19 protein-coding genes are annotated in these 16,340 nt (G+C 70.4%); 12 read left to right on the forward strand and 7 right to left on the reverse strand.

Annotated features, from left to right (window positions below; all coding sequences use genetic code 11):
* The first annotated feature begins 1 nt into the window (after position 1).
* On the forward strand, positions 2-511 hold the full coding sequence (locus tag EXE52_RS07420) for a redoxin domain-containing protein (RefSeq protein ID WP_086215912.1): 510 nt from the start codon (positions 2-4) through the stop codon (positions 509-511).
* 101 nt (positions 512-612) lie between these two features.
* Positions 613-1,242: an L-threonylcarbamoyladenylate synthase gene (locus EXE52_RS07425; protein WP_049931465.1), complete on the forward strand. Its 630-nt coding sequence runs from the start codon at positions 613-615 to the stop codon at positions 1,240-1,242.
* 27 nt (positions 1,243-1,269) lie between these two features.
* Here the strand turns inward: EXE52_RS07425 and EXE52_RS07430 are convergent, their stop codons facing one another.
* The 3 genes from EXE52_RS07430 to EXE52_RS07440 form a co-directional block, all read right to left on the reverse strand.
* The gene (locus EXE52_RS07430; protein ID WP_049931464.1) at positions 1,270-1,536 is read right to left on the reverse strand and encodes an HAH_0734 family protein; all 267 of its coding nucleotides are present in this window, start codon (positions 1,534-1,536) and stop codon (positions 1,270-1,272) included.
* An 87-nt stretch (positions 1,537-1,623) separates the two neighbouring features.
* Complete coding sequence (locus EXE52_RS07435; protein ID WP_049931463.1) at positions 1,624-3,444, reverse strand: ribosome biogenesis/translation initiation ATPase RLI; 1,821 nt, start codon at positions 3,442-3,444, stop codon at positions 1,624-1,626.
* Position 3,445: 1 nt separating this feature from the next.
* On the reverse strand, positions 3,446-3,754 hold the full coding sequence (locus tag EXE52_RS07440) for a hypothetical protein (protein WP_089308015.1): 309 nt from the start codon (positions 3,752-3,754) through the stop codon (positions 3,446-3,448).
* Between the two features lie 284 nt (positions 3,755-4,038).
* Between EXE52_RS07440 and EXE52_RS07445 the strand changes: the two genes are divergently transcribed.
* Positions 4,039-4,320: a helix-turn-helix domain-containing protein gene (locus EXE52_RS07445; RefSeq protein WP_004598013.1), complete on the forward strand. Its 282-nt coding sequence runs from the start codon at positions 4,039-4,041 to the stop codon at positions 4,318-4,320.
* A gap of 65 nt (positions 4,321-4,385) precedes the next feature.
* On the opposite strand, the gene EXE52_RS07450 is transcribed toward EXE52_RS07445, so the two are convergent.
* Positions 4,386-4,661, reverse strand: a complete 276-nt coding sequence (locus EXE52_RS07450) for a hypothetical protein (protein ID WP_049931522.1) — start codon at positions 4,659-4,661, stop codon at positions 4,386-4,388.
* 243 nt (positions 4,662-4,904) lie between these two features.
* Here EXE52_RS07450 and EXE52_RS07455 point away from each other — a divergent pair, with 243 nt between their 5' ends.
* Positions 4,905-5,879 (forward strand): C-terminal binding protein, encoded by a 975-nt coding sequence (locus EXE52_RS07455; RefSeq protein ID WP_089308016.1) that lies wholly within the window; start codon positions 4,905-4,907, stop codon positions 5,877-5,879.
* 31 nt (positions 5,880-5,910) lie between these two features.
* On the opposite strand, the gene EXE52_RS07460 is transcribed toward EXE52_RS07455, so the two are convergent.
* Positions 5,911-6,708, reverse strand: a complete 798-nt coding sequence (locus EXE52_RS07460; RefSeq protein WP_089308017.1) for a DUF6663 family protein — start codon at positions 6,706-6,708, stop codon at positions 5,911-5,913.
* 114 nt (positions 6,709-6,822) lie between these two features.
* Between EXE52_RS07460 and EXE52_RS07465 the strand changes: the two genes are divergently transcribed.
* Positions 6,823-7,512 carry a methyltransferase domain-containing protein gene (locus tag EXE52_RS07465; RefSeq protein ID WP_049931458.1) on the forward strand — a complete coding sequence of 230 codons (690 nt, stop codon included), beginning with the start codon at positions 6,823-6,825 and terminating at the stop codon, positions 7,510-7,512.
* Positions 7,513-7,539: 27 nt separating this feature from the next.
* On the opposite strand, the gene EXE52_RS07470 is transcribed toward EXE52_RS07465, so the two are convergent.
* Together EXE52_RS07470 and EXE52_RS07475 are read right to left on the reverse strand one after the other, a co-directional pair.
* On the reverse strand, positions 7,540-7,986 hold the full coding sequence (locus tag EXE52_RS07470; RefSeq protein WP_086215919.1) for a type IV pilin: 447 nt from the start codon (positions 7,984-7,986) through the stop codon (positions 7,540-7,542).
* A gap of 144 nt (positions 7,987-8,130) precedes the next feature.
* Positions 8,131-9,507: a hypothetical protein gene (locus EXE52_RS07475; protein ID WP_049931456.1), complete on the reverse strand. Its 1,377-nt coding sequence runs from the start codon at positions 9,505-9,507 to the stop codon at positions 8,131-8,133.
* A 186-nt stretch (positions 9,508-9,693) separates the two neighbouring features.
* Here EXE52_RS07475 and EXE52_RS07480 point away from each other — a divergent pair, with 186 nt between their 5' ends.
* The 7 genes from EXE52_RS07480 to EXE52_RS07510 all read left to right on the forward strand — a co-directional run bounded on the left by EXE52_RS07480 (position 9,694) and on the right by EXE52_RS07510 (position 16,034).
* Positions 9,694-10,974 carry a hypothetical protein gene (locus EXE52_RS07480; RefSeq protein WP_089308018.1) on the forward strand — a complete coding sequence of 427 codons (1,281 nt, stop codon included), beginning with the start codon at positions 9,694-9,696 and terminating at the stop codon, positions 10,972-10,974.
* 144 nt (positions 10,975-11,118) lie between these two features.
* Complete coding sequence (locus EXE52_RS07485) at positions 11,119-11,907, forward strand: electron transfer flavoprotein subunit beta/FixA family protein (RefSeq protein ID WP_049931454.1); 789 nt, start codon at positions 11,119-11,121, stop codon at positions 11,905-11,907.
* Positions 11,907-12,851 (forward strand): electron transfer flavoprotein subunit alpha/FixB family protein, encoded by a 945-nt coding sequence (locus EXE52_RS07490; RefSeq protein WP_086215921.1) that lies wholly within the window; start codon positions 11,907-11,909, stop codon positions 12,849-12,851. Before EXE52_RS07485 ends, EXE52_RS07490 begins: the two co-directional genes overlap by 1 nt.
* Positions 12,852-12,932: 81 nt before the next feature.
* Complete coding sequence (locus EXE52_RS07495; protein ID WP_089308019.1) at positions 12,933-13,856, forward strand: DUF5995 family protein; 924 nt, start codon at positions 12,933-12,935, stop codon at positions 13,854-13,856.
* 44 nt (positions 13,857-13,900) lie between these two features.
* Complete coding sequence (locus tag EXE52_RS07500; protein ID WP_176450635.1) at positions 13,901-14,155, forward strand: hypothetical protein; 255 nt, start codon at positions 13,901-13,903, stop codon at positions 14,153-14,155.
* A 49-nt stretch (positions 14,156-14,204) separates the two neighbouring features.
* Complete coding sequence (locus tag EXE52_RS07505) at positions 14,205-15,188, forward strand: replication factor C small subunit (protein ID WP_086219969.1); 984 nt, start codon at positions 14,205-14,207, stop codon at positions 15,186-15,188.
* 312 nt (positions 15,189-15,500) lie between these two features.
* On the forward strand, positions 15,501-16,034 hold the full coding sequence (locus EXE52_RS07510; RefSeq protein ID WP_089308020.1) for a metallophosphoesterase: 534 nt from the start codon (positions 15,501-15,503) through the stop codon (positions 16,032-16,034).
* Positions 16,035-16,340 lie beyond the last annotated feature (306 nt).

Below are 16,340 nucleotides of genomic sequence, written 5' to 3' on the forward strand. Positions count from 1 at the left end.
GATGCCCGACTTCGACGTCGTCTCTCTCCCGGAGACCGACCACGTCGAGGAGGGCGACGCGGCGCCCGACTTCACCCGCCCGCTCGTGAACGGCGAGTACTGGGAGGACCGCTCGCTCGCCGACGTCGTCGACGGGCCGACGCTCCTCCTCTTCCACCCGATGGACGGCGCGTTTCAGGGGACGTACCTCTACAACACGGTCGACGACCACGGGTGGAGCGACGAGGTCGACGTCCTCGGCGTCTCGATCTCGACGCCGTACGCCCACAAGCGCCTGCTCGCCGACCGCGGCGACGGCGTCCGCATCTTCTCTGACCCGGGCGCGGGCGTGATCGAGGAGTACGGCCTCGCGCACGACATCGACGGCATGACGGGGGTCACGGAGAGTCGTCCCGCCGTCTTCCTCCTCGACGCCGACCGAACCGTCGAGTACGCGTGGGTCGCGGGCGAACACCCCGCGTTCCCCGACGCCGAGGCGATCGACGACGCGGTCGCGAACCTCGTCGACTGATACCCTCGCGCTCCGCGGCCGCGTCGTCTCCCGGCGGGCGTCGGTGGGGGCGGCAACGTCCACTCGTCACGCTTTTTCAACTCGGCACCGAATAGCCGCACGTGACCGCCGATACGAGCGACGACGGACCGGACCGATCCGACGAGCTGCGCGCGGCGGCCGCCGCCGTCGACCGCGGCGACCTCGTCGTCTACCCGACCGAGACGGTGTACGGGCTCGGCGCGGACGCGCTCGATCCCGACGCCGTCGAGCGCGTCTTCGACCTGAAGGGCCGCGACCGGTCGAATCCGCTCTCGCTCGGCGTCGCGAGCGTCGACGACGCCCTCCGCCACACCCGCCCGACGGAGCGGGCGGTGGCGTTCGCCCGGGCGTTCCTCCCGGGGCCGGTGACCGTCGTCGTCGAGCGCGGCGACGGCGTGCCGGACGCGCTCACCGCCGGCCGCGACCGCGTCGGGATCCGCGTGCCGGACCACGACCTCGCGCGGGCGCTCATGGCCGAGACCGGTCCCCTCACGGCGACGAGCGCCAACGTCTCCGGGACCGGCAGCGTCACCGACCTCGGCGACCTCGACGACCGGGTCCGCGACGGGGTCGCCGCCGTGATCGACGGCGGCGAGACGCCCGGCACCGAGAGCACGGTCGTCGACCCCGAGGCGGGGACGATCCACCGCCGCGGGGCGATGGCGGGCGCCATCGAGGCGTGGCTGGCGGACCCGCCGGTAGACGGGTAGAAGCGCCGGCGAGAAGCGGTCGGCGCGTTAGACGGAGAGGTCGCCCTTCGCCTTGATCACGTCGAGGTCCCCGGCGTCGACCGTCTCGACGTCGAGCCAGTGGGGGACGTACTCGCGTTTGTCGTAGGCGTCGCGCTCGTCCTCGGTGCCGACGGTACACCATAGCTGGGGCTCGTCCGGGCCGTGCCAGCCCCCCTGGACGTTGATGCCGAAACAGACCAGCTCCTCGCCGTCGTGCTCGATCACCGCGTCCTTCCGGATGTCGGGGTCGCCGCGGATGATGAGGTGTTTCATGTGCCGGCGTTTGCGTGTTCCGGGCTTAATCGCTTCGATACCGCGAATCGACGGGCGTCGGGGCGCGACCGCGAACGTCGATTCCGATCAGCCGGAGTAGTAGTACTCGCCGTCGCGCTTCTGCTGGCTGTCGAGCTGTGAGCCCGGCTTATTGATCCGGGGGCGTCCGGTGCGCTCGTCGCGGCGGAAGGTGATCTCGAGGTCGGCGAGGAACTCGTTCATGCCGTCGCGCATGTCCTGCGGCGGCGCCGCGCGGCCGCGCTCGGCCGGCTCGCCGTCGAACACCATCAGCCGGTCGGCCAGCAGGTCGATCATGTAGATGTCGTGGTCGATCACCATCACCGTCGCGTCGTGGTTCTCGGCGTACCGGCGGATCGCCGTCGTCGCCCGGACGCGCTGCTCCACGTCGAGGTGGGCCGAGGGCTCGTCGAGCAGGTAGAGATCGGCGTCGTCGGAGAGACAGGCCGCGATGGCGACGCGCTGACGTTCCCCGCCAGAGAGATCCGAGAGGTTCTGCTCCATCACGCGCTCCAACTGGAGGGGCTGGGCGATCTCGGTGTTCCAGTAGGAGGAGCCGAACTCGTCGGTGATCGACGAGAGGAACGCGTCGACCCGCATGTGCTGGTCGATGTCGATGTACTGCGGCTTATAGGAGATGTCGAGCGCGAAGTCGAGCTCGCCCTCGTCGGGCTCCAAGTCACCCGTGAACAGCTGCGCGAGCGTGGACTTCCCGATCCCGTTCGGGCCGACGACGCCCAACACCTCGGAGCGGTTGATCTCGCCGCCCTCGACGCGGAGCTCGAACTCGCCGTCGCCGTACGACTTCCGCAGGTCCGGGTACTCGATCAGCGTCTCGCTCCGGGAGGCGACCCGCGGCGCGTGCTCCTCGAAGGTGATCGCCGACGGGCGGATCCGCATGTTCTCGTTGTCGAGGTACCCCTTCAGGTACTCGTTGATCCCCTTCCGCACCGACTTCGGGTCGGTGATGACCCCGTACGCGCCGGGCTCCCCGTACGCGACGTGGAGGGTGTCGGCGAGGAGGTCGAGGATGGCGAGGTCGTGTTCGACGACGAGCATCGACCGGTCGGCCGCGTCGTCGTCGGCGAGCTCGCGGATGAGCCGGGCGACGATCATCCGCTGGCCGATGTCGAGGTACGGCGTGATCTCGTCGAGGAAGTAGAAGTCGGCGTCACGTGCGAGGCACGCCGCGATGGCGACGCGCTGGAGCTCGCCGCCCGAGATGGAGTCGATATCCTGGTCCATCACCGGGCGGATGTTGAGGCGGTCGACGAGATCGTCGAGCGCGCCGCGCTCGTCGGTCCGCTCCAGGAGTTCGCGGGTGTTCCCGTCGAACTGGTTCGGGATCTGGTCGACGTACTGCGGCTTGCGCGCGACCGTCACGTCGCCGTCGCGGAGCGATTCGAGGTAGCTCTGGATCCCGGTGCCGCGGAAGCGGTCGAGGACGCGCTCCCAGTCGCCGTCGGCGGCGTGGTCGCCGAGGTTCGGGACCATCTCGCCGGCGAGCGCGTGGACGGCCGTGGACTTCCCGATCCCGTTCGGACCGAGGATACCGGTGACGCTGCCCGGCTCCGGCGTGGGGAGGCCGTACAGCGAGAAGGCGTTGTCGCCGTAGCGGTGGACCGGGTCGTCGTCGAGTTCGGAGGGGAGGTTGATGATCTCGATGGCGTCGAACGGGCAGGAGTTGACGCAGATGCCGCACGTCTCGCCGAGACAGATCTCCTCGGAGATGTGGATCTGGTCCGGATCGCCTTCTTCGGCGTCCTCGCCGCGCTCCGTGATACACTCCTTGCCCGTCCGGTTAGGCGGGCAGTCCTTCATACACTCGTAGTTACAGCGGTCGGGCTGACACCGGTCGAGGTCCACGACCGCGATACTGTCGTCCGCCATCTCAGACCCCCAGTTCGACGCCGGACGTCAGGAAGACGGTGTAGCTGATGAACCAGAGGGTGAACGTGAGAAACGCGACGTAGAGGTTGTCTTTGACGCCGAAGTCCCCGACGCCGACCGCTTTAAATATCGGGTACTGCGCGATGACGAACGCCCCGAGCACGAACACCGCGGTCGTGCTCGCGGCGGAGGCCGGATCGGTGCCGACGTAGACGGCCGAAACGACGCCGGCGGCGATCCCGGCGAGACAGCAGATGGTCGTGACGACCACGCCGCGCGCGTGGTCGGAGAGGCCCGAGTCGTCGCTCATGCCTTCGGATCCGCGAGCGCCCGTGAAAAGCCGTTCGTTCCCGCCGCCGGCCGCGACCGCGACGGGAGTACCGCGGGGACATCCGCCGGGTCGGTCCGGCGCGCGTCGCCCCGGCCGAGGCGCGCGCGAGCCGAATCGCTGACTGACTGGTCAGTCCAGCGGGGAGAAATAGGGCCATATTGCCGGTTTGTACCGCGAAAAGCGGCGTATATCTCCGGTATGCGGCGGTTCAGCGGCAATGCTCCATCAACATTTATGAGCGTGTGCGGTTTCGAATCGTAACGATGGAAGGAACTCAAACGGAGGGCCTCGACGACCTCCCGCCGAGCGCCAAACTCGTCTTCAAGGTGCTCGAGTACAACGGACCGTTGACCCAGAAGGGGATCGTCCAAGAGTCGATGCTGTCGGCCCGCACCGTCCGGTACGCGCTCGAACGGCTCGAGGGGATCGGCGTCGTCGACGAGGACGTCTACTTCGCGGACGCCAGGCAGAACCTCTACAAGCTCACGGAGCCGGCTCAGGAGTTCACCGCCGACGAGAGCGAGGCCTCCTGTACGGCCGACTGACGGGATCTTCCGATCGTCGGTGCGGTTCCGATCGCCCCCCTTCTCGCGGCGGCCCGATGCGGTCCCTATGACTCCGGACGCTCCGCGCCACGTGCGCCGCTGACGGCGGTCGCGATCGTGAGGACGACCGCGACCGACAGCGCCGAGGTCGCCGCCAGCACGAACGCCAGCAGGAGGAACCAGACGTCCGGTCCGAAAAGCGGGTACTCGCGCGTGTCGATCACGGGGCCGAGCAGTTCGAGGGTCCTGACGAGGTACAGCAGGACCGCGAGCAGCGCGCCAGCCGCCGCCCCCACTCGGACGTTGCGGTAGAACGACAGCGACTCAAGGAGAACCAGCATCGGGGGCTTCGAACTGTCCTCGCTCACGGGTAGCCGTACGGTCGGCGGCCGCAAAGAGTCATCGGAACGCGACCGAGGCCCCCGGAAGCGGGGGGCGACGAGGCCGATTCGAAGCGGACGGGCGGCCCGTTGACCGAGCCTCGACGACACGGGGAGAGGATATCCTACACGATCGAAACGGACGTATGAAGGCCTGACAGCGTCAGTGACAGTCGTAAAGTGGATCGGCGGGAGAGGAGGCGTATGGCCAAACTGGTGCTGTCCGCGTTCCCGATGATAGACCCGGAGACGTACCGCGAGGTGCTCGCGGACGCGGTCGACGAGCCGGTCGAGATCGAAGTCGCGGAGCTGGGCTCGACCGAGCGGCTGATCGACGCGGCCTCGGGGGCCGACGCTGTCGTCACCGACATCAACACGCCCGTCACGGAGGCGGCGCTCGACGCCACGGACCTCGACGTCGTGGTCCGGTCGGCGGTCGGCGTCGACAACATCAACGTGGAGGCGGCCGCGGAGCGCGGCGTCACCGTCACCCGCGTCCCGGACTACTGTACCGACGAGGTCGCGACGCACTCGGTGACGCTGCTCCTCGCGTGCCTGCGGTCGCTGAAGCCGTACGACGACGCCGTCGCGGGCGGCGGGTGGAGCTGGGAGGCCGGCGCGCCGATCCGGCGCGTGAGCGCGTCGACCATCGGGCTGCTCTCGTTCGGGCCGATCGCGCAGCGCGCCGCCGAGCAGCTCTCCGGGTTCGACGCGGACCTCGTCGCGTACGACCCGTTCGTCGGTGCCGACGAGATGGCCGAGTACGGCGTCGAGGAGGTCGATTTCGAGGCGCTGTTCGACCGGGCCGACCACGTCGGTGTCTACGCCCCCCTGACGGACGCGACCCGGGGAATCGTCGACGCTGACGCGCTGGCGCGCCTCGACGAGGACTCGGTCGTCGTCAACGTGAGTCGCGGTCCGGTCGTCGACGCCGACGCGCTGCTCGACGCCCTGGAGGCGGACGAGATCAAGGCCGCCGGCCTCGACGTGCTCGCCGAGGAACCGCCAGAGGACGACCCACTCGTCGGGCGCGACGACACGGTCGTCACGCCGCACGCGGCGTGGTACAGCGAGGAGGCGAAGGACGACCTCAACCGGAGCGGCGCGGCGGACGTGGCGGCCGTCCTCAACGGCGAGACGCCGGCCGGCCGGGTCGACCCCGACGCGGACTGGCTGTAGTTCGGCGCCGTCGACGGCGCAGGTGCTCCGTCTACAGGCGGTCGAGGGCGTCGAAGTCGTCGTCGTCCGAGTCGCCCGCCTCGTCGAGAACCGGCGAGTCGCTCCCGCCGTCACCGTCGGGGTAGTTCGCGTCGAGCCCCGCAGCCAAGCCGACCCCGAGGTCGTAGGTGTCGCGGACCGTCTGCGCGAGGACGCCGTCGCGGTCGAAGACGACGTAGACGGCGACGAACTCGTACTCCGCGGGGCGCAGCACGAACACCTCCCGCGGGTCGTCGTCGTCCCGCGAGTCGTTCACCCGCGCGACGAGCGGTTCGATCGGGAGCCGCCCGGTTCGGACCTCCTCGAAGGTGTCGCTGCCGGGCGCATCGGCGAAGAGGTAGAGCGCGCCGTTCGGATCGCCGTCGTTCGACCGGGTCGTGATCGAGCCGACGGGCTCGCCGTCCGCGCGGATCTGTCGCCACGTCTCGACGGCCGCCTCGAACATCCCCTCCACGTCGTCGGCGAAGCGGAACCGGGTCTCGCGGACGACCTCGACCTCGCGGAATCGCGCGGAGCCGTCGGTCCACGCCAGCGTCGCGTCGACGACGAAGCCGGGACGGAGCGCGTCGACGGCGTCCGCGAGGTCGCCGTCGTATCCCTCGGCCGTGGCGTACAGCGGGTCGTACCGGTCCGCGGCGTCGGGGTCCGTCGGATCGACCGGCTCGTCGGCGAGTTCGACGAGGACGAACTCCTCGGCGTCGTCGACGCCGCTCCGAGCCGCGTCGTCGTCGATGTCCGGCCGCTGGCGCCGGTCGTGGACGCGGAACCGGCCGCTCGTCGTCGGGTTCATGCCCGAGGGAACGGGTGGCGGGCGGAAAAGACGGTCGGAAGCGGGCGCCGAAACCGGCGTCGGCCGACCGCGGATCCGTGTCGTTATGGGGCGGGCGGCCCAATGAACCGGTAAATGGGGATCCTCGAGGACAAGTCGAACGCCCGGCTCTTCTACAAGTACCTCTCGAAGGTGTACGACCAGATCAACCGCTTCAACTGGAACGAGGAGATGCGCGCCGAGGCGCTCTCGTGGCTGGAGTTCGGCGACGACCCGACGGTGCTCGACGTCGGCTGCGGCACCGGGTTCGGCACCGAGGGACTGTTAGAGCACGCCGACGACGTCCACGGCCTCGACCAGAGCGTCCACCAGATGGAGAAGGCGTTCGAGAAGTTCGGGAAACACGACCGCGTCGACTTCTATCGCGGCGACGCCGAGCGGCTCCCGTTCCGCGACGACGCGTTCGACGTGGTCTGGTCGTCCGGCTCGATCGAGTACTGGCCGAATCCCGTCGAGGGGCTCCGCGAGCTCCGCCGCGTCGCGAAGCCCGGCGGACAGGTGCTCGTCGTCGGTCCGGACTACCCGAACAACCCGATCCTCCAGCGGGTGGCCGACGCGATCATGCTGTTCTACGACGCCGACGAGGCCGACCGGATGTTCGAGGCCGCCGGCTACGAGGAGTACGAACACCACATCCAGCAGGCGACGCCGCAGAGTCCGCGAGCGATCACGACCGTCGCTCGCGTTCCCGGCGGCGACGGAACGGACGACGGGTCGGGTTCGACCGCCGCCAACGCGGAACCCTCGGCGCCCGACGCCGAGTGAGAGCGCGGTTCCCGCGTCGCGCTCGCTTCAGCCCGCTTCGACGGACGCCTCCAGCGACGCGACCGGCTGCCCGTCGGCCGTGATGTCGACGGTGACCGTCCGGCCGGGTTCGAGCGTCGGATCGTTGGTGTCCGCGACGCGGAACGTCGCCGTCTCCCCGACGCGCAGCGTGTCGTCGCCGGCGGCGTTGAACGGACCGGTCGGCCCGGGGTGAAACCCGGCGGCCGAAAAGAACGGGAGCGGCGGCTGTTCGTCGAGCGGTTCGCCGTCGATGCTGACGCGGATCGTCACGGCCGAGACGTCGATCGGGTCGCCGCCGCGGTGATCGATCGCGATCCGATCGTCGGTCGCCGACAGCGACAGCACCGCCGACGGCGGCACCGTCGCGCTGGGACCGTCGAGCGCGGCGGCCGCGACACCGCCGGCCAGCACGACCGTGATCGCGATGAGCAGCACGCCCGCGACGGGCGCCATTCCCCGGCGGCGACGAGCGGCTGGTGGCACGGCGGTCCTGCGGCGGTTCCGTACAAAAGGGTCGGCCCGGGCGGCGGCGAGCGGGGGCGGAAACGCGGGCCGGAACGGGCGGTCCGGACCGGCGGAGACGATCCGGCCGACCGGTCACTCGTCGCCGACCGGCCTCGGGGTCGTCAGGGGTTCGATGTCGTCGAGAACGACGACGTACGGCTCGTCGACGACCGTGATCCGGTACGGCTCGGCGGGCGAGAGCGTCCGAACGACGCCGGCCCCGTCGGTGGTGCCGATCGCCCGACTGTCTCCCCCGCCGACGGACTTCGTGACGGTGACATCGGGGACCGGTTCGCCCGTCTCGTCGTCGAGGACGGTGACGGTCACCGGGCCGCCGGGGTAGGTCCGCTCGACGGTGACGTTGAACCCGTCGCCGGATGCGGTGACCGGTTCGCTGTCGGGGAACGCTGTCAGGCCGACCCGCTGGTGTTCGACGAACACCTGTTCCGTCCCGCCGCTGACGAACGTCTGGAGGGTGCCGAACTCGTGCGGGATCGTGATACGCTGGACCGAGCCCGCGCCGAACGCGTCGGGCTGGCGGAGCGCGGCCGTCTCAGGGTAGGCCGCCTCGGTCATCTCGATGGCCGCGTCGTTCGAGATGTCGCTGCCGCCGCGGTCCCAGCGGCCCGTGCGGAAGACCTCGCGGACGTACTCGTCCTCGACGACGGTCGCGAGCACGACGGCGCCCTGGCTCGACGCGACGTAGATGTCGCTCGGGGCGGACTGCCCGCGGGCGATGGCGAGGGCGCGGTCGCGGACCGGCCCCTCGTACACCTGTAGCGCCACCTGAAGCTCGTCGAGCCGACCGGGAGAGCTGAAGTCCTCCGTCGCGTCGGCGAGCGCGTCGATCGCGTCGAGCCGCTCGTCGTACTCCTTAGCGGTCGCCGCCACACGGACGAGTTCGTCGAGCAGTTCGCGGTCGGTGATCTCGCCGTCGGCGTGCGAGCTGAAGGCCTCCGACTGGCGGCTGTACAGCGCCACCTCGGCGCGCTCGACGCGGTTGATCTCCGCGAGGATCTGCTGTTGGCGCTCGACGTTCGTCTCGGTGCGCTCGATCCGGTCGACGACGGCCGCCGTCTCGAAGGCGGCGTCGGCGTCGGCGGTCGCGAACCCGAGCGACGATCCGAGGTCGGGGCCCCGGGTGGACGTGCTGACGCGCGTCGCCGCGCCCGACGGCGTCGAGAGCGTCCGGAGCGTGAGGTTCGCCGTTTCGATCTGCGGCGCGAGTTGGCTGGGGGTCGACGGGGAATCCGCCGAGGAGGCGAGATCGACGGACCGTGACGGGGATGTGGAGGGCGAGACGGGATCAACGGACTGCGCCGGGCCGGAAGGCGGGACGGAGGCGGCGGGCCGCGCCGGCTCTGAGGCGGGCGAAGCGCCGTCGGAGGCGGCGACGCCGGGGCCGGCGACGCCGGCGACCGGCGCCACGAGCAGCAGGACCGCGACCGCGGCGATCGGGAGGGCTCTCATCGTCTGCTGGTTCGCCCCGCGATACAAAAAATCCACCCACTGCGGTCGGTCACCGGCGCCGTGCGGGTCGGTGTCGCGGTCGACGGCGCGTCCGGCCGCGGACGTGAGTGGGAGTTCGACCGCGTTTCCCGTCGAAAAACAGCGTATGGAAAGCGTTTTGCCCGGCGCGCGAGTGGCCGGAGACGTATGCGGAACCCCGCCCTGCGCGCGTTCTTGGTCGCGATCGTCGCGCTCGCGTTGCTCGCGAGCGCCGGCGGCGCGGTCACCGGCGCGACGACGGCCCCCTCTCCCCTCGACGCGGAGGTCGCCCCGAACCACGCCGGGCCGCTCGACGGCTCGACCGACGTTCGGGGGTCTCTCGGCGGGGAATCAGCGGTTCGCCAACAGACCGACGACGCGATCACCTCGCCGTCGACGACCCGTATCCGACTCGCGTTGAACCCGGACCGGAGCGCCGACTGGACCGTCGCGGTGCGGTACTCGCTGGCCGACGAGAACGAGACCGACGTGTTCCGCACGGCCGGCGAGCGCTTCCGCGGCGGCGAGATCGGGCCGAACGCCGCGCTGTTCGAGGGATTCCGTCGGGAGGCGAGCCGCACCGTCGACCGGTCGATGTCTATCGAGGGCGTCGAGCGGGAGGTCGAGGTGTACGAGGACCCGAGCGAGTTCGACGTCGCCACCGAAGACGCCGTCGCCGTCGGTGAGTTCCGCCTGCGGTTCACCTGGACCGAGTTCCTCGCACAGGACGGCGAGAGCCTGATCCTCGGGGACGCGCTGACGACGCCGGGCAACGAGACGTGGCTGCGTAGCCTCGAGGCGAGCCAGACCCTGGAGGTGGCGACGCCGGAGGGGTACGCCGTCACCGGAACGCCGAGCACCGCCGTGACGCAGCTCTCCGACGGCGACGTGATAATCGAGGGCCCCCAGACGTTCGAGAGCGGCGACCCGGTACGGATCGTGTACGAGCCCGCCGGGGCGGGCGCTCCGTGGGGAATGCTGGCGGCCGCGATACTGCTCGGGGCCACGCTCATCGCCGGCAGCGTCGTCGGGTACCGCCGGATCACCGCCGAGGAGGACATCTCGGACGAGTCAGCCGCGACCTCCGAGACCGCGGACCCCGGCGGCGCCGACCGGAAGCCGATCGGTGCCGGCGACGGCGGTCCGGAAGACGACGGTTCGGGGGACGACCCCGGCGATTCCGTCGGAAAGGGGGAGGACGGCGACGACGGGCCGGACCTCTCGCTGCTCTCGGACGAGGAACGCGTCGAGCGGCTCCTCGACGAGAACGGCGGCCGGATGCGGCAGGCAGACATCGTCGCCGAGACCGGGTGGTCGGACGCGAAGGTCTCGCAGCTGCTCTCGGCGATGGCCGACGAGGGGCGCGTCGAGAAGCTCCGACTCGGCCGCGAGAACCTCATTTCGCTGCCCGACGGCGAGGACGAGACGGGCGGCGACGGCGAGGAGTAGGCGGAAGCGGCGACACCGAGGAGACAGCGACGGCGGCGACAGCGCCCGTTCGAGCGCCGAGCGCTGACCCGCGGAAGCGGAAACCGCCGGTCCGTCCTCGCCCGTTCCGAAAACCATTACAGGGCGAGCGACCGAGTAACGATCATGAAAGTTCTGGTGACCGTCAAGGAGGTCGCGGAGGCGGACGACGACTTCGCGATCGAGGGGACCGACATCGCCGAGTCCGACCTCGAGTACGATCTCAACGAGTGGGACGACTACGCCGTCGAGGCGGCGGTCCAGCTGGCCGAGGCCGGGATCGCGGACGAGGTCGTGACCGTCACCGTCGGGCCGGAGCGCTCGGAGGAGACAATCCGGATGGCGCTCGCGAAGGGCGCCGACCGCGCGGTCCGCGTCTGGGACGACGCGCTGGACGGCGGGTTCGCCGACGTCGCCTCGAAGGTCGAGCTGTTCGAGGCGGTCGTCGCGGAGGAGGAGCCGGACCTGATCCTCGGGGGGGTCCAGGCGGCCGACACCGGGTTCGGCGCGACCGGCGTCGCGCTCGCGGAGCGGATCGGCTTCGAGCACGCCGCGGTCGTCAACGACCTCGACGTCGACGCGGACGCGGGGGTGGCCCACGTCCACCGCGAGCTGGAGGGCGGGGTCGAGGAGCTGACCGACGTCGACCTCCCGGCGGTGTTGACCGTCCAGACCGGGCTCAACGAGCCGCGGTACGCGAGCCTCCGCGGGATCCGGCAGGCACAGCGGAAGGAGATAGCGGTGAAGGCGCTGTCCGACCTCGGGCTGACGGCCGAGGACGTCGAGAGCGCGCTGACGCTCACCTCGATGTACGAGCCGGAGAGCGAGTCGGACGCGGAGATCATCGAGGGGGACGCCGGGGAGTCCGCGGGTCGCCTTGCCGAGGTCCTCCGTGACAAGGGGGTGAGCGCGTAATGAGCGTGCTCGTCGCCGCCGAACACCGCCGGGGAGAGCTCCGCGACGTCTCGTACGAGGCGATCACCGCCGGCCGAGAGCTCGCCGACGCGCGGGGAGTCGACCTCCACGTGGCGGTCGTCGCGGGCGACGTCGACGCCTTCGCGGAGGAGCTGAACCGCGAGGGGGTCGACGCGATCCACGCCGTCGCCGACGGCGAGGAGTTCGACCACAACGCCTACCGAGCGGCGGCCTCGACGCTGGCCGACCGCGTCGACGCCGGGGCGGTGGTGCTGCCGAACTCCGTCAACGGGCTCGACTACGCGCCCGCCCTCGCCGAGAGCCTCGGCGTCCCGCTGGTGACCGACGCGGTCGGGATCGAGTACGACGACGGGCTCACCGTCACCCGCGAGATGTACGGCTCGAAGGTCGAGACGACGGTCGACGTCGAGGGCGACCGGTTCGTCCTCACGGTCCGGGGCGGCGAGTGGCCGCCCGCGGAGGGCGTCGGAGACGCGACGGTCGAGACGGCCGACATCGACCTCCCCGAGTCGGGAGCCCGCGTCACCGGCTTCGAGGAGGTCGGCGGCGGCGACGTCGACATCGCGGACGCCGACGTGCTCGTCTCGGTCGGCCGCGGCATCGAGGAGGAGGAGAACATCGAGCTCATCGAGGACCTCGCGGACGCGCTCGGCGCGACGCTGTCCGCCTCTCGACCGATCGTCGACAACGGTTGGCTGCCGAAGAACCGGCAGGTCGGACAGAGCGGGAAGGTCGTCACGCCGGACGTGTACATCGCGGTCGGCATCTCCGGCGCAGTCCAGCACGTCGCCGGCATGAAGGGGTCGGACACGATCGTCGCGATCAACACCGACCCGAACGCGCCGATATTCGACATCGCCGACTACGGGATCGTCGGCGACCTCTTCGACGTGGTGCCCGAACTCATCGACGAGTTCGCGTAGGCGGACCCCGGAGCCGGCGGCAACGCTCTTGTATCGCGGCGGAGTACCGAACGTTCTGACGGCGTTCGCCGTCCCGTCACGATGATCCCGATCCGCACCAGCGTTCCGACCGTCGACGAAGCGGAGGCGCTGCTCGCCGGAATCCGACGGACAGTCGACATCGAGGCGGACGGCGCGGCCGCGGCCCTAGCCGACGAGGAGCCGGATCCGGGCCTCCTCGAGATCGTCTCGGGCCCGTTCGCGTCCGTCGCCGATGTCGACGAGCGGCTGGCGCGGACCGAGTCGTACCTCCGCGAGCGCGGCGACCGGCGCGCGGTGTTTCTCACGGTGTACAGCCGGATGACGGCGACCGTCCGGACCGCGATCGACGACGGCGCGTTCGTCGACCCGGAGTGGGCCGCGTCGTACCTCGTCGCCTTCGCGGAGCGCTACCGCCGGGCGCTGGCGGCGTTCGAGCGCCGCGCGTTCGAGTCGCTCCCGCGACCGTGGCTGATCGCCTTCACCGCCGCGGTCCGCGGCGAGTCGCTCGTCGCGCAGGACGCCCTGCTCGCGATCAACGCGCACATCACCTACGACCTCACGTACACGCTCGGTGAGGTCGAAATCGACCCGGACCGCGATGTCAAGCGCGAGGACCACGACCGCATAAACGCGATCCTCGCCCGGCTCGTCCAGACCGTACAGGACGTCCTCGTCGAGGCGTACGCTGCGGTCGGGATCGCCGGGGTCGACCGGCTGCTCGATCCCCTCGACGACCGGTTGGCCCTGCTCGGCCTGAAGGGCGCTCGGGAGTTCGCCTGGCGGAACGCCGTGTTACGCGCCGACCTCCCAGCGTGGCTCGGGGAGCGATACGTCGACTGGCGCGCCGAGACCGTCGCGACTGGCGCCGCGGCGGCCGTCCTCGCGCCGGATGTAGACGCCGACGCGACGGGGCGCCTGCGAGAGGCGGAGGACGGCGGCGACGCGGCGAGCGCGTTCCGCGAGGCGGTCCGACGGCGGATGTAGCGACGAGAGAAACACTGATGACGGTCCTCGCGGATATGACGACTATGCCACATATCCGGGGGACGGTCCACGGCGTCGCCGCGATGGTGACCCTCGTCGTCGGGTCGATGCTGACGGACGCGATCCGCGAGGAGTACGAGCTGTTCGCGCAGATCGCGGCGACGACGACGCACCTGCTCATCGACGTCGCGGAACTGCCGGTGTCGCGAGAGATCGCGGCGGTGGTCGTCCCCGTCGGCGTGCTGATGGGAGTCTGGGTGTTCGCGTACGAGCTCCAGCGGCTGCTGCGGGCGGAGTGAGAGCCCGGTCTCGGTTCGTTTATCACCCCGCCGACCCTCGGATCGGGCAATGAGCGAGGCCGACGAGCAGCCGGCTGCGACCGCGACGGGCCGGGAGATCTGGATCGAGAAGTACCGGCCGCAGACGCTCGACGACATCCACGGGCAATCGGAGATCGTCGAGCGGCTCCAGAGCTACATCGCGCAGGACGACGTGCCGCACCTGCTCTTCTCGGGGCCCGCGGGCGTCGGGAAGACGACCGCGGCCACCGCCATCGCCCGCGAGATCTACGGCGAGGACAACTGGCGCGGCAACTTCCTCGAACTGAACGCCTCCGACCAACGCGGCATCGACGTCGTCCGCGACCGGATCAAGGGGTTCGCGCGCTCGTCGTTCGGCGGCGACTTCCGGATCGTGTTCCTCGACGAGTCCGACAGCCTTACAGATGATGCACAGGCGGCGCTCCGCCGCACGATGGAGCAGTTCTCCGACAACACCCGGTTCATCCTCTCGTGTAACTACTCGTCGAAGATCATCGACCCGATCCAGTCGCGCTGCGCCGTCTTCCGGTTCTCGCCGCTGTCGGACGAGGCGGTCGGCGGGATGGTCCGCGAGATCGCGTCCGCGGAGTCGATCGAGGTGACCGACGCCGGAGTCGACGCCTTGGTGTACGCGGCCGACGGCGACATGCGCCGCGCGATCAACTCGCTTCAGGCGGCGGCGACGACGGGCGACGTGGTCGACGAGGAGGCGGTGTACGCGATCACGGCGACCGCCCGCCCGGAGGAGATCGAGTCGATGGTGACCGACGCGCTGGAGGGCGACTTCGCTCGCGCGCGCTCGACGCTCGACACGCTGCTCACGGAGACGGGGATGGCCGGCGGCGACGTGATCGACCAGCTCCACCGCTCAGTCTGGGAGTTCGACCTGAACGAACGCGAGGCGGTGCGGCTCATGGAGCGCATCGGCGAGGCCGACTACCGGATCGCCGAGGGCGCCAACGAACAGGTCCAGTTGGAGTCGCTGCTCGCGGCGCTCTCGCTGGACGAGTAGCGATAGACCGGTTTCGAGTCTCCGGGCGCTTGTTTATCCGGTACCGACGACCCAGCGACGGCGAACACTTCCAAAGCCCAGCCGCTCGGTTACATGTCGTTGAGTCCGGGGCGACGACGGACACCCCCGAAGCCCCGCCCCGCACGGCAACCGCGCCTCACGCCTCCCCAGCCTCGTCGGTCGCCCTCCGCGCTGCTCCGGGCGACCGGCTCCCTCGCGCGTGCTCCTCGCGGCCGCCTTCGGCTGCCACTCGGAGGCACGCACCACCGTGGCGAGCGCGCTTTTTAACTCACGCCGGCGCGGACTCCCGGTATGCTCGTCGTCGTCTCCGACACGCACGCACGCGAGGAGTCGAGGCTTCAGGGGCGGACCGCGGAGGCGGTCCGCGAGGCGGATCTGGTGATCCACGCGGGCGACTTCTACCGCGAGCCGGTCTTAGACGCTTTTCAGTCGACCACCGCCGCCCTCCGGGCGGTCTACGGCAACAACGACGACGCCGCGATCCGCGACCGCGTCCCGGAGGTTCGGACCGTCGAATACGCGGGGGTCAGGTTCGCGGTCACGCACCGACACCGCAGCGGCGACACGGGGCTCGTCATGCTCGGTCGCGGCCGCGACGCCGACGCCGTGATCTGCGGCCACAGCCACCGGCCGCGGTTCGACGACTCAGGCGGGCTCCCGATACTGAATCCGGGCAGCCACGCCCAACCGCGCGGGAACCGGCCGGCGCACGCGGAATTGCGTCCGGTGGACGACGGGGCCGGAGACGGTCTGGACGGGCGACTGGTGACGCCGGACGGGGAGGATTTCGAGACGTTCCGGATCGGGGCCGAGAGCCGCGAGTAAGGGAGCGAATCACGAGAAGCGGATCGGGCTCGCCGTCGCGTCGGCAGAGACCGATCGCGACGCCCCGCCGACGGCCGGGCCGGCCGACGGTCGTGTCAGCGGTGGAGGACCCGGATCGACGCGGATGTGGGCGCCGGCTGTCGGTCGCTGGTCGGCCGGGGAGGGGGATACCGGACTGGGTAGGGAGCGGGTGCGAGTCCGACCAGCCGGCGGTCGGCCGGCGGGTTCGAGCGTGAGGGCCGAAGCGGGGGGTCGCGATTACACGTAGTCGGGGTATCGACATATACGTGGCTGAGGGACAAAAAC

Origin of the sequence: Halorubrum sp. CGM4_25_10-8A, assembly GCF_005435025.1 — an archaeon.
GTDB classification, from domain to species: Archaea; Halobacteriota; Halobacteria; order Halobacteriales; family Haloferacaceae; genus Halorubrum; species Halorubrum ezzemoulense.

What these genes read in the sequence shown, in the direction of transcription:
- EXE52_RS07455 (WP_089308016.1), top strand. Translation starts at nt 4,905, where the DNA reads ATGGCCAAACTGGTGCTGTCCGCGTTCCCGATGATAGACCCGGAGACG.
- EXE52_RS07495 (WP_089308019.1), top strand. Translation starts at nt 12,933, where the DNA reads ATGATCCCGATCCGCACCAGCGTTCCGACCGTCGACGAAGCGGAGGCG.
- EXE52_RS07485 (WP_049931454.1), top strand. Translation starts at nt 11,119, where the DNA reads ATGAAAGTTCTGGTGACCGTCAAGGAGGTCGCGGAGGCGGACGACGAC.
- EXE52_RS07445 (WP_004598013.1), top strand. Translation starts at nt 4,039, where the DNA reads ATGGAAGGAACTCAAACGGAGGGCCTCGACGACCTCCCGCCGAGCGCC.
- EXE52_RS07510 (WP_089308020.1), top strand. Translation starts at nt 15,501, where the DNA reads ATGCTCGTCGTCGTCTCCGACACGCACGCACGCGAGGAGTCGAGGCTT.
- EXE52_RS07470 (WP_086215919.1), bottom strand. Translation starts at nt 7,986, where the DNA reads ATGGCGCCCGTCGCGGGCGTGCTGCTCATCGCGATCACGGTCGTGCTG.
- EXE52_RS07505 (WP_086219969.1), top strand. Translation starts at nt 14,205, where the DNA reads ATGAGCGAGGCCGACGAGCAGCCGGCTGCGACCGCGACGGGCCGGGAG.
- EXE52_RS07440 (WP_089308015.1), bottom strand. Translation starts at nt 3,754, where the DNA reads ATGAGCGACGACTCGGGCCTCTCCGACCACGCGCGCGGCGTGGTCGTC.
- EXE52_RS07465 (WP_049931458.1), top strand. Translation starts at nt 6,823, where the DNA reads ATGGGGATCCTCGAGGACAAGTCGAACGCCCGGCTCTTCTACAAGTAC.
- EXE52_RS07490 (WP_086215921.1), top strand. Translation starts at nt 11,907, where the DNA reads ATGAGCGTGCTCGTCGCCGCCGAACACCGCCGGGGAGAGCTCCGCGAC.
- EXE52_RS07435 (WP_049931463.1), bottom strand. Translation starts at nt 3,444, where the DNA reads ATGGCGGACGACAGTATCGCGGTCGTGGACCTCGACCGGTGTCAGCCC.
- EXE52_RS07450 (WP_049931522.1), bottom strand. Translation starts at nt 4,661, where the DNA reads ATGCTGGTTCTCCTTGAGTCGCTGTCGTTCTACCGCAACGTCCGAGTG.
- EXE52_RS07460 (WP_089308017.1), bottom strand. Translation starts at nt 6,708, where the DNA reads ATGAACCCGACGACGAGCGGCCGGTTCCGCGTCCACGACCGGCGCCAG.
- EXE52_RS07500 (WP_176450635.1), top strand. Translation starts at nt 13,901, where the DNA reads ATGCCACATATCCGGGGGACGGTCCACGGCGTCGCCGCGATGGTGACC.
- EXE52_RS07475 (WP_049931456.1), bottom strand. Translation starts at nt 9,507, where the DNA reads ATGAGAGCCCTCCCGATCGCCGCGGTCGCGGTCCTGCTGCTCGTGGCG.
- EXE52_RS07430 (WP_049931464.1), bottom strand. Translation starts at nt 1,536, where the DNA reads ATGAAACACCTCATCATCCGCGGCGACCCCGACATCCGGAAGGACGCG.
- EXE52_RS07480 (WP_089308018.1), top strand. Translation starts at nt 9,694, where the DNA reads ATGCGGAACCCCGCCCTGCGCGCGTTCTTGGTCGCGATCGTCGCGCTC.
- EXE52_RS07420 (WP_086215912.1), top strand. Translation starts at nt 2, where the DNA reads ATGCCCGACTTCGACGTCGTCTCTCTCCCGGAGACCGACCACGTCGAG.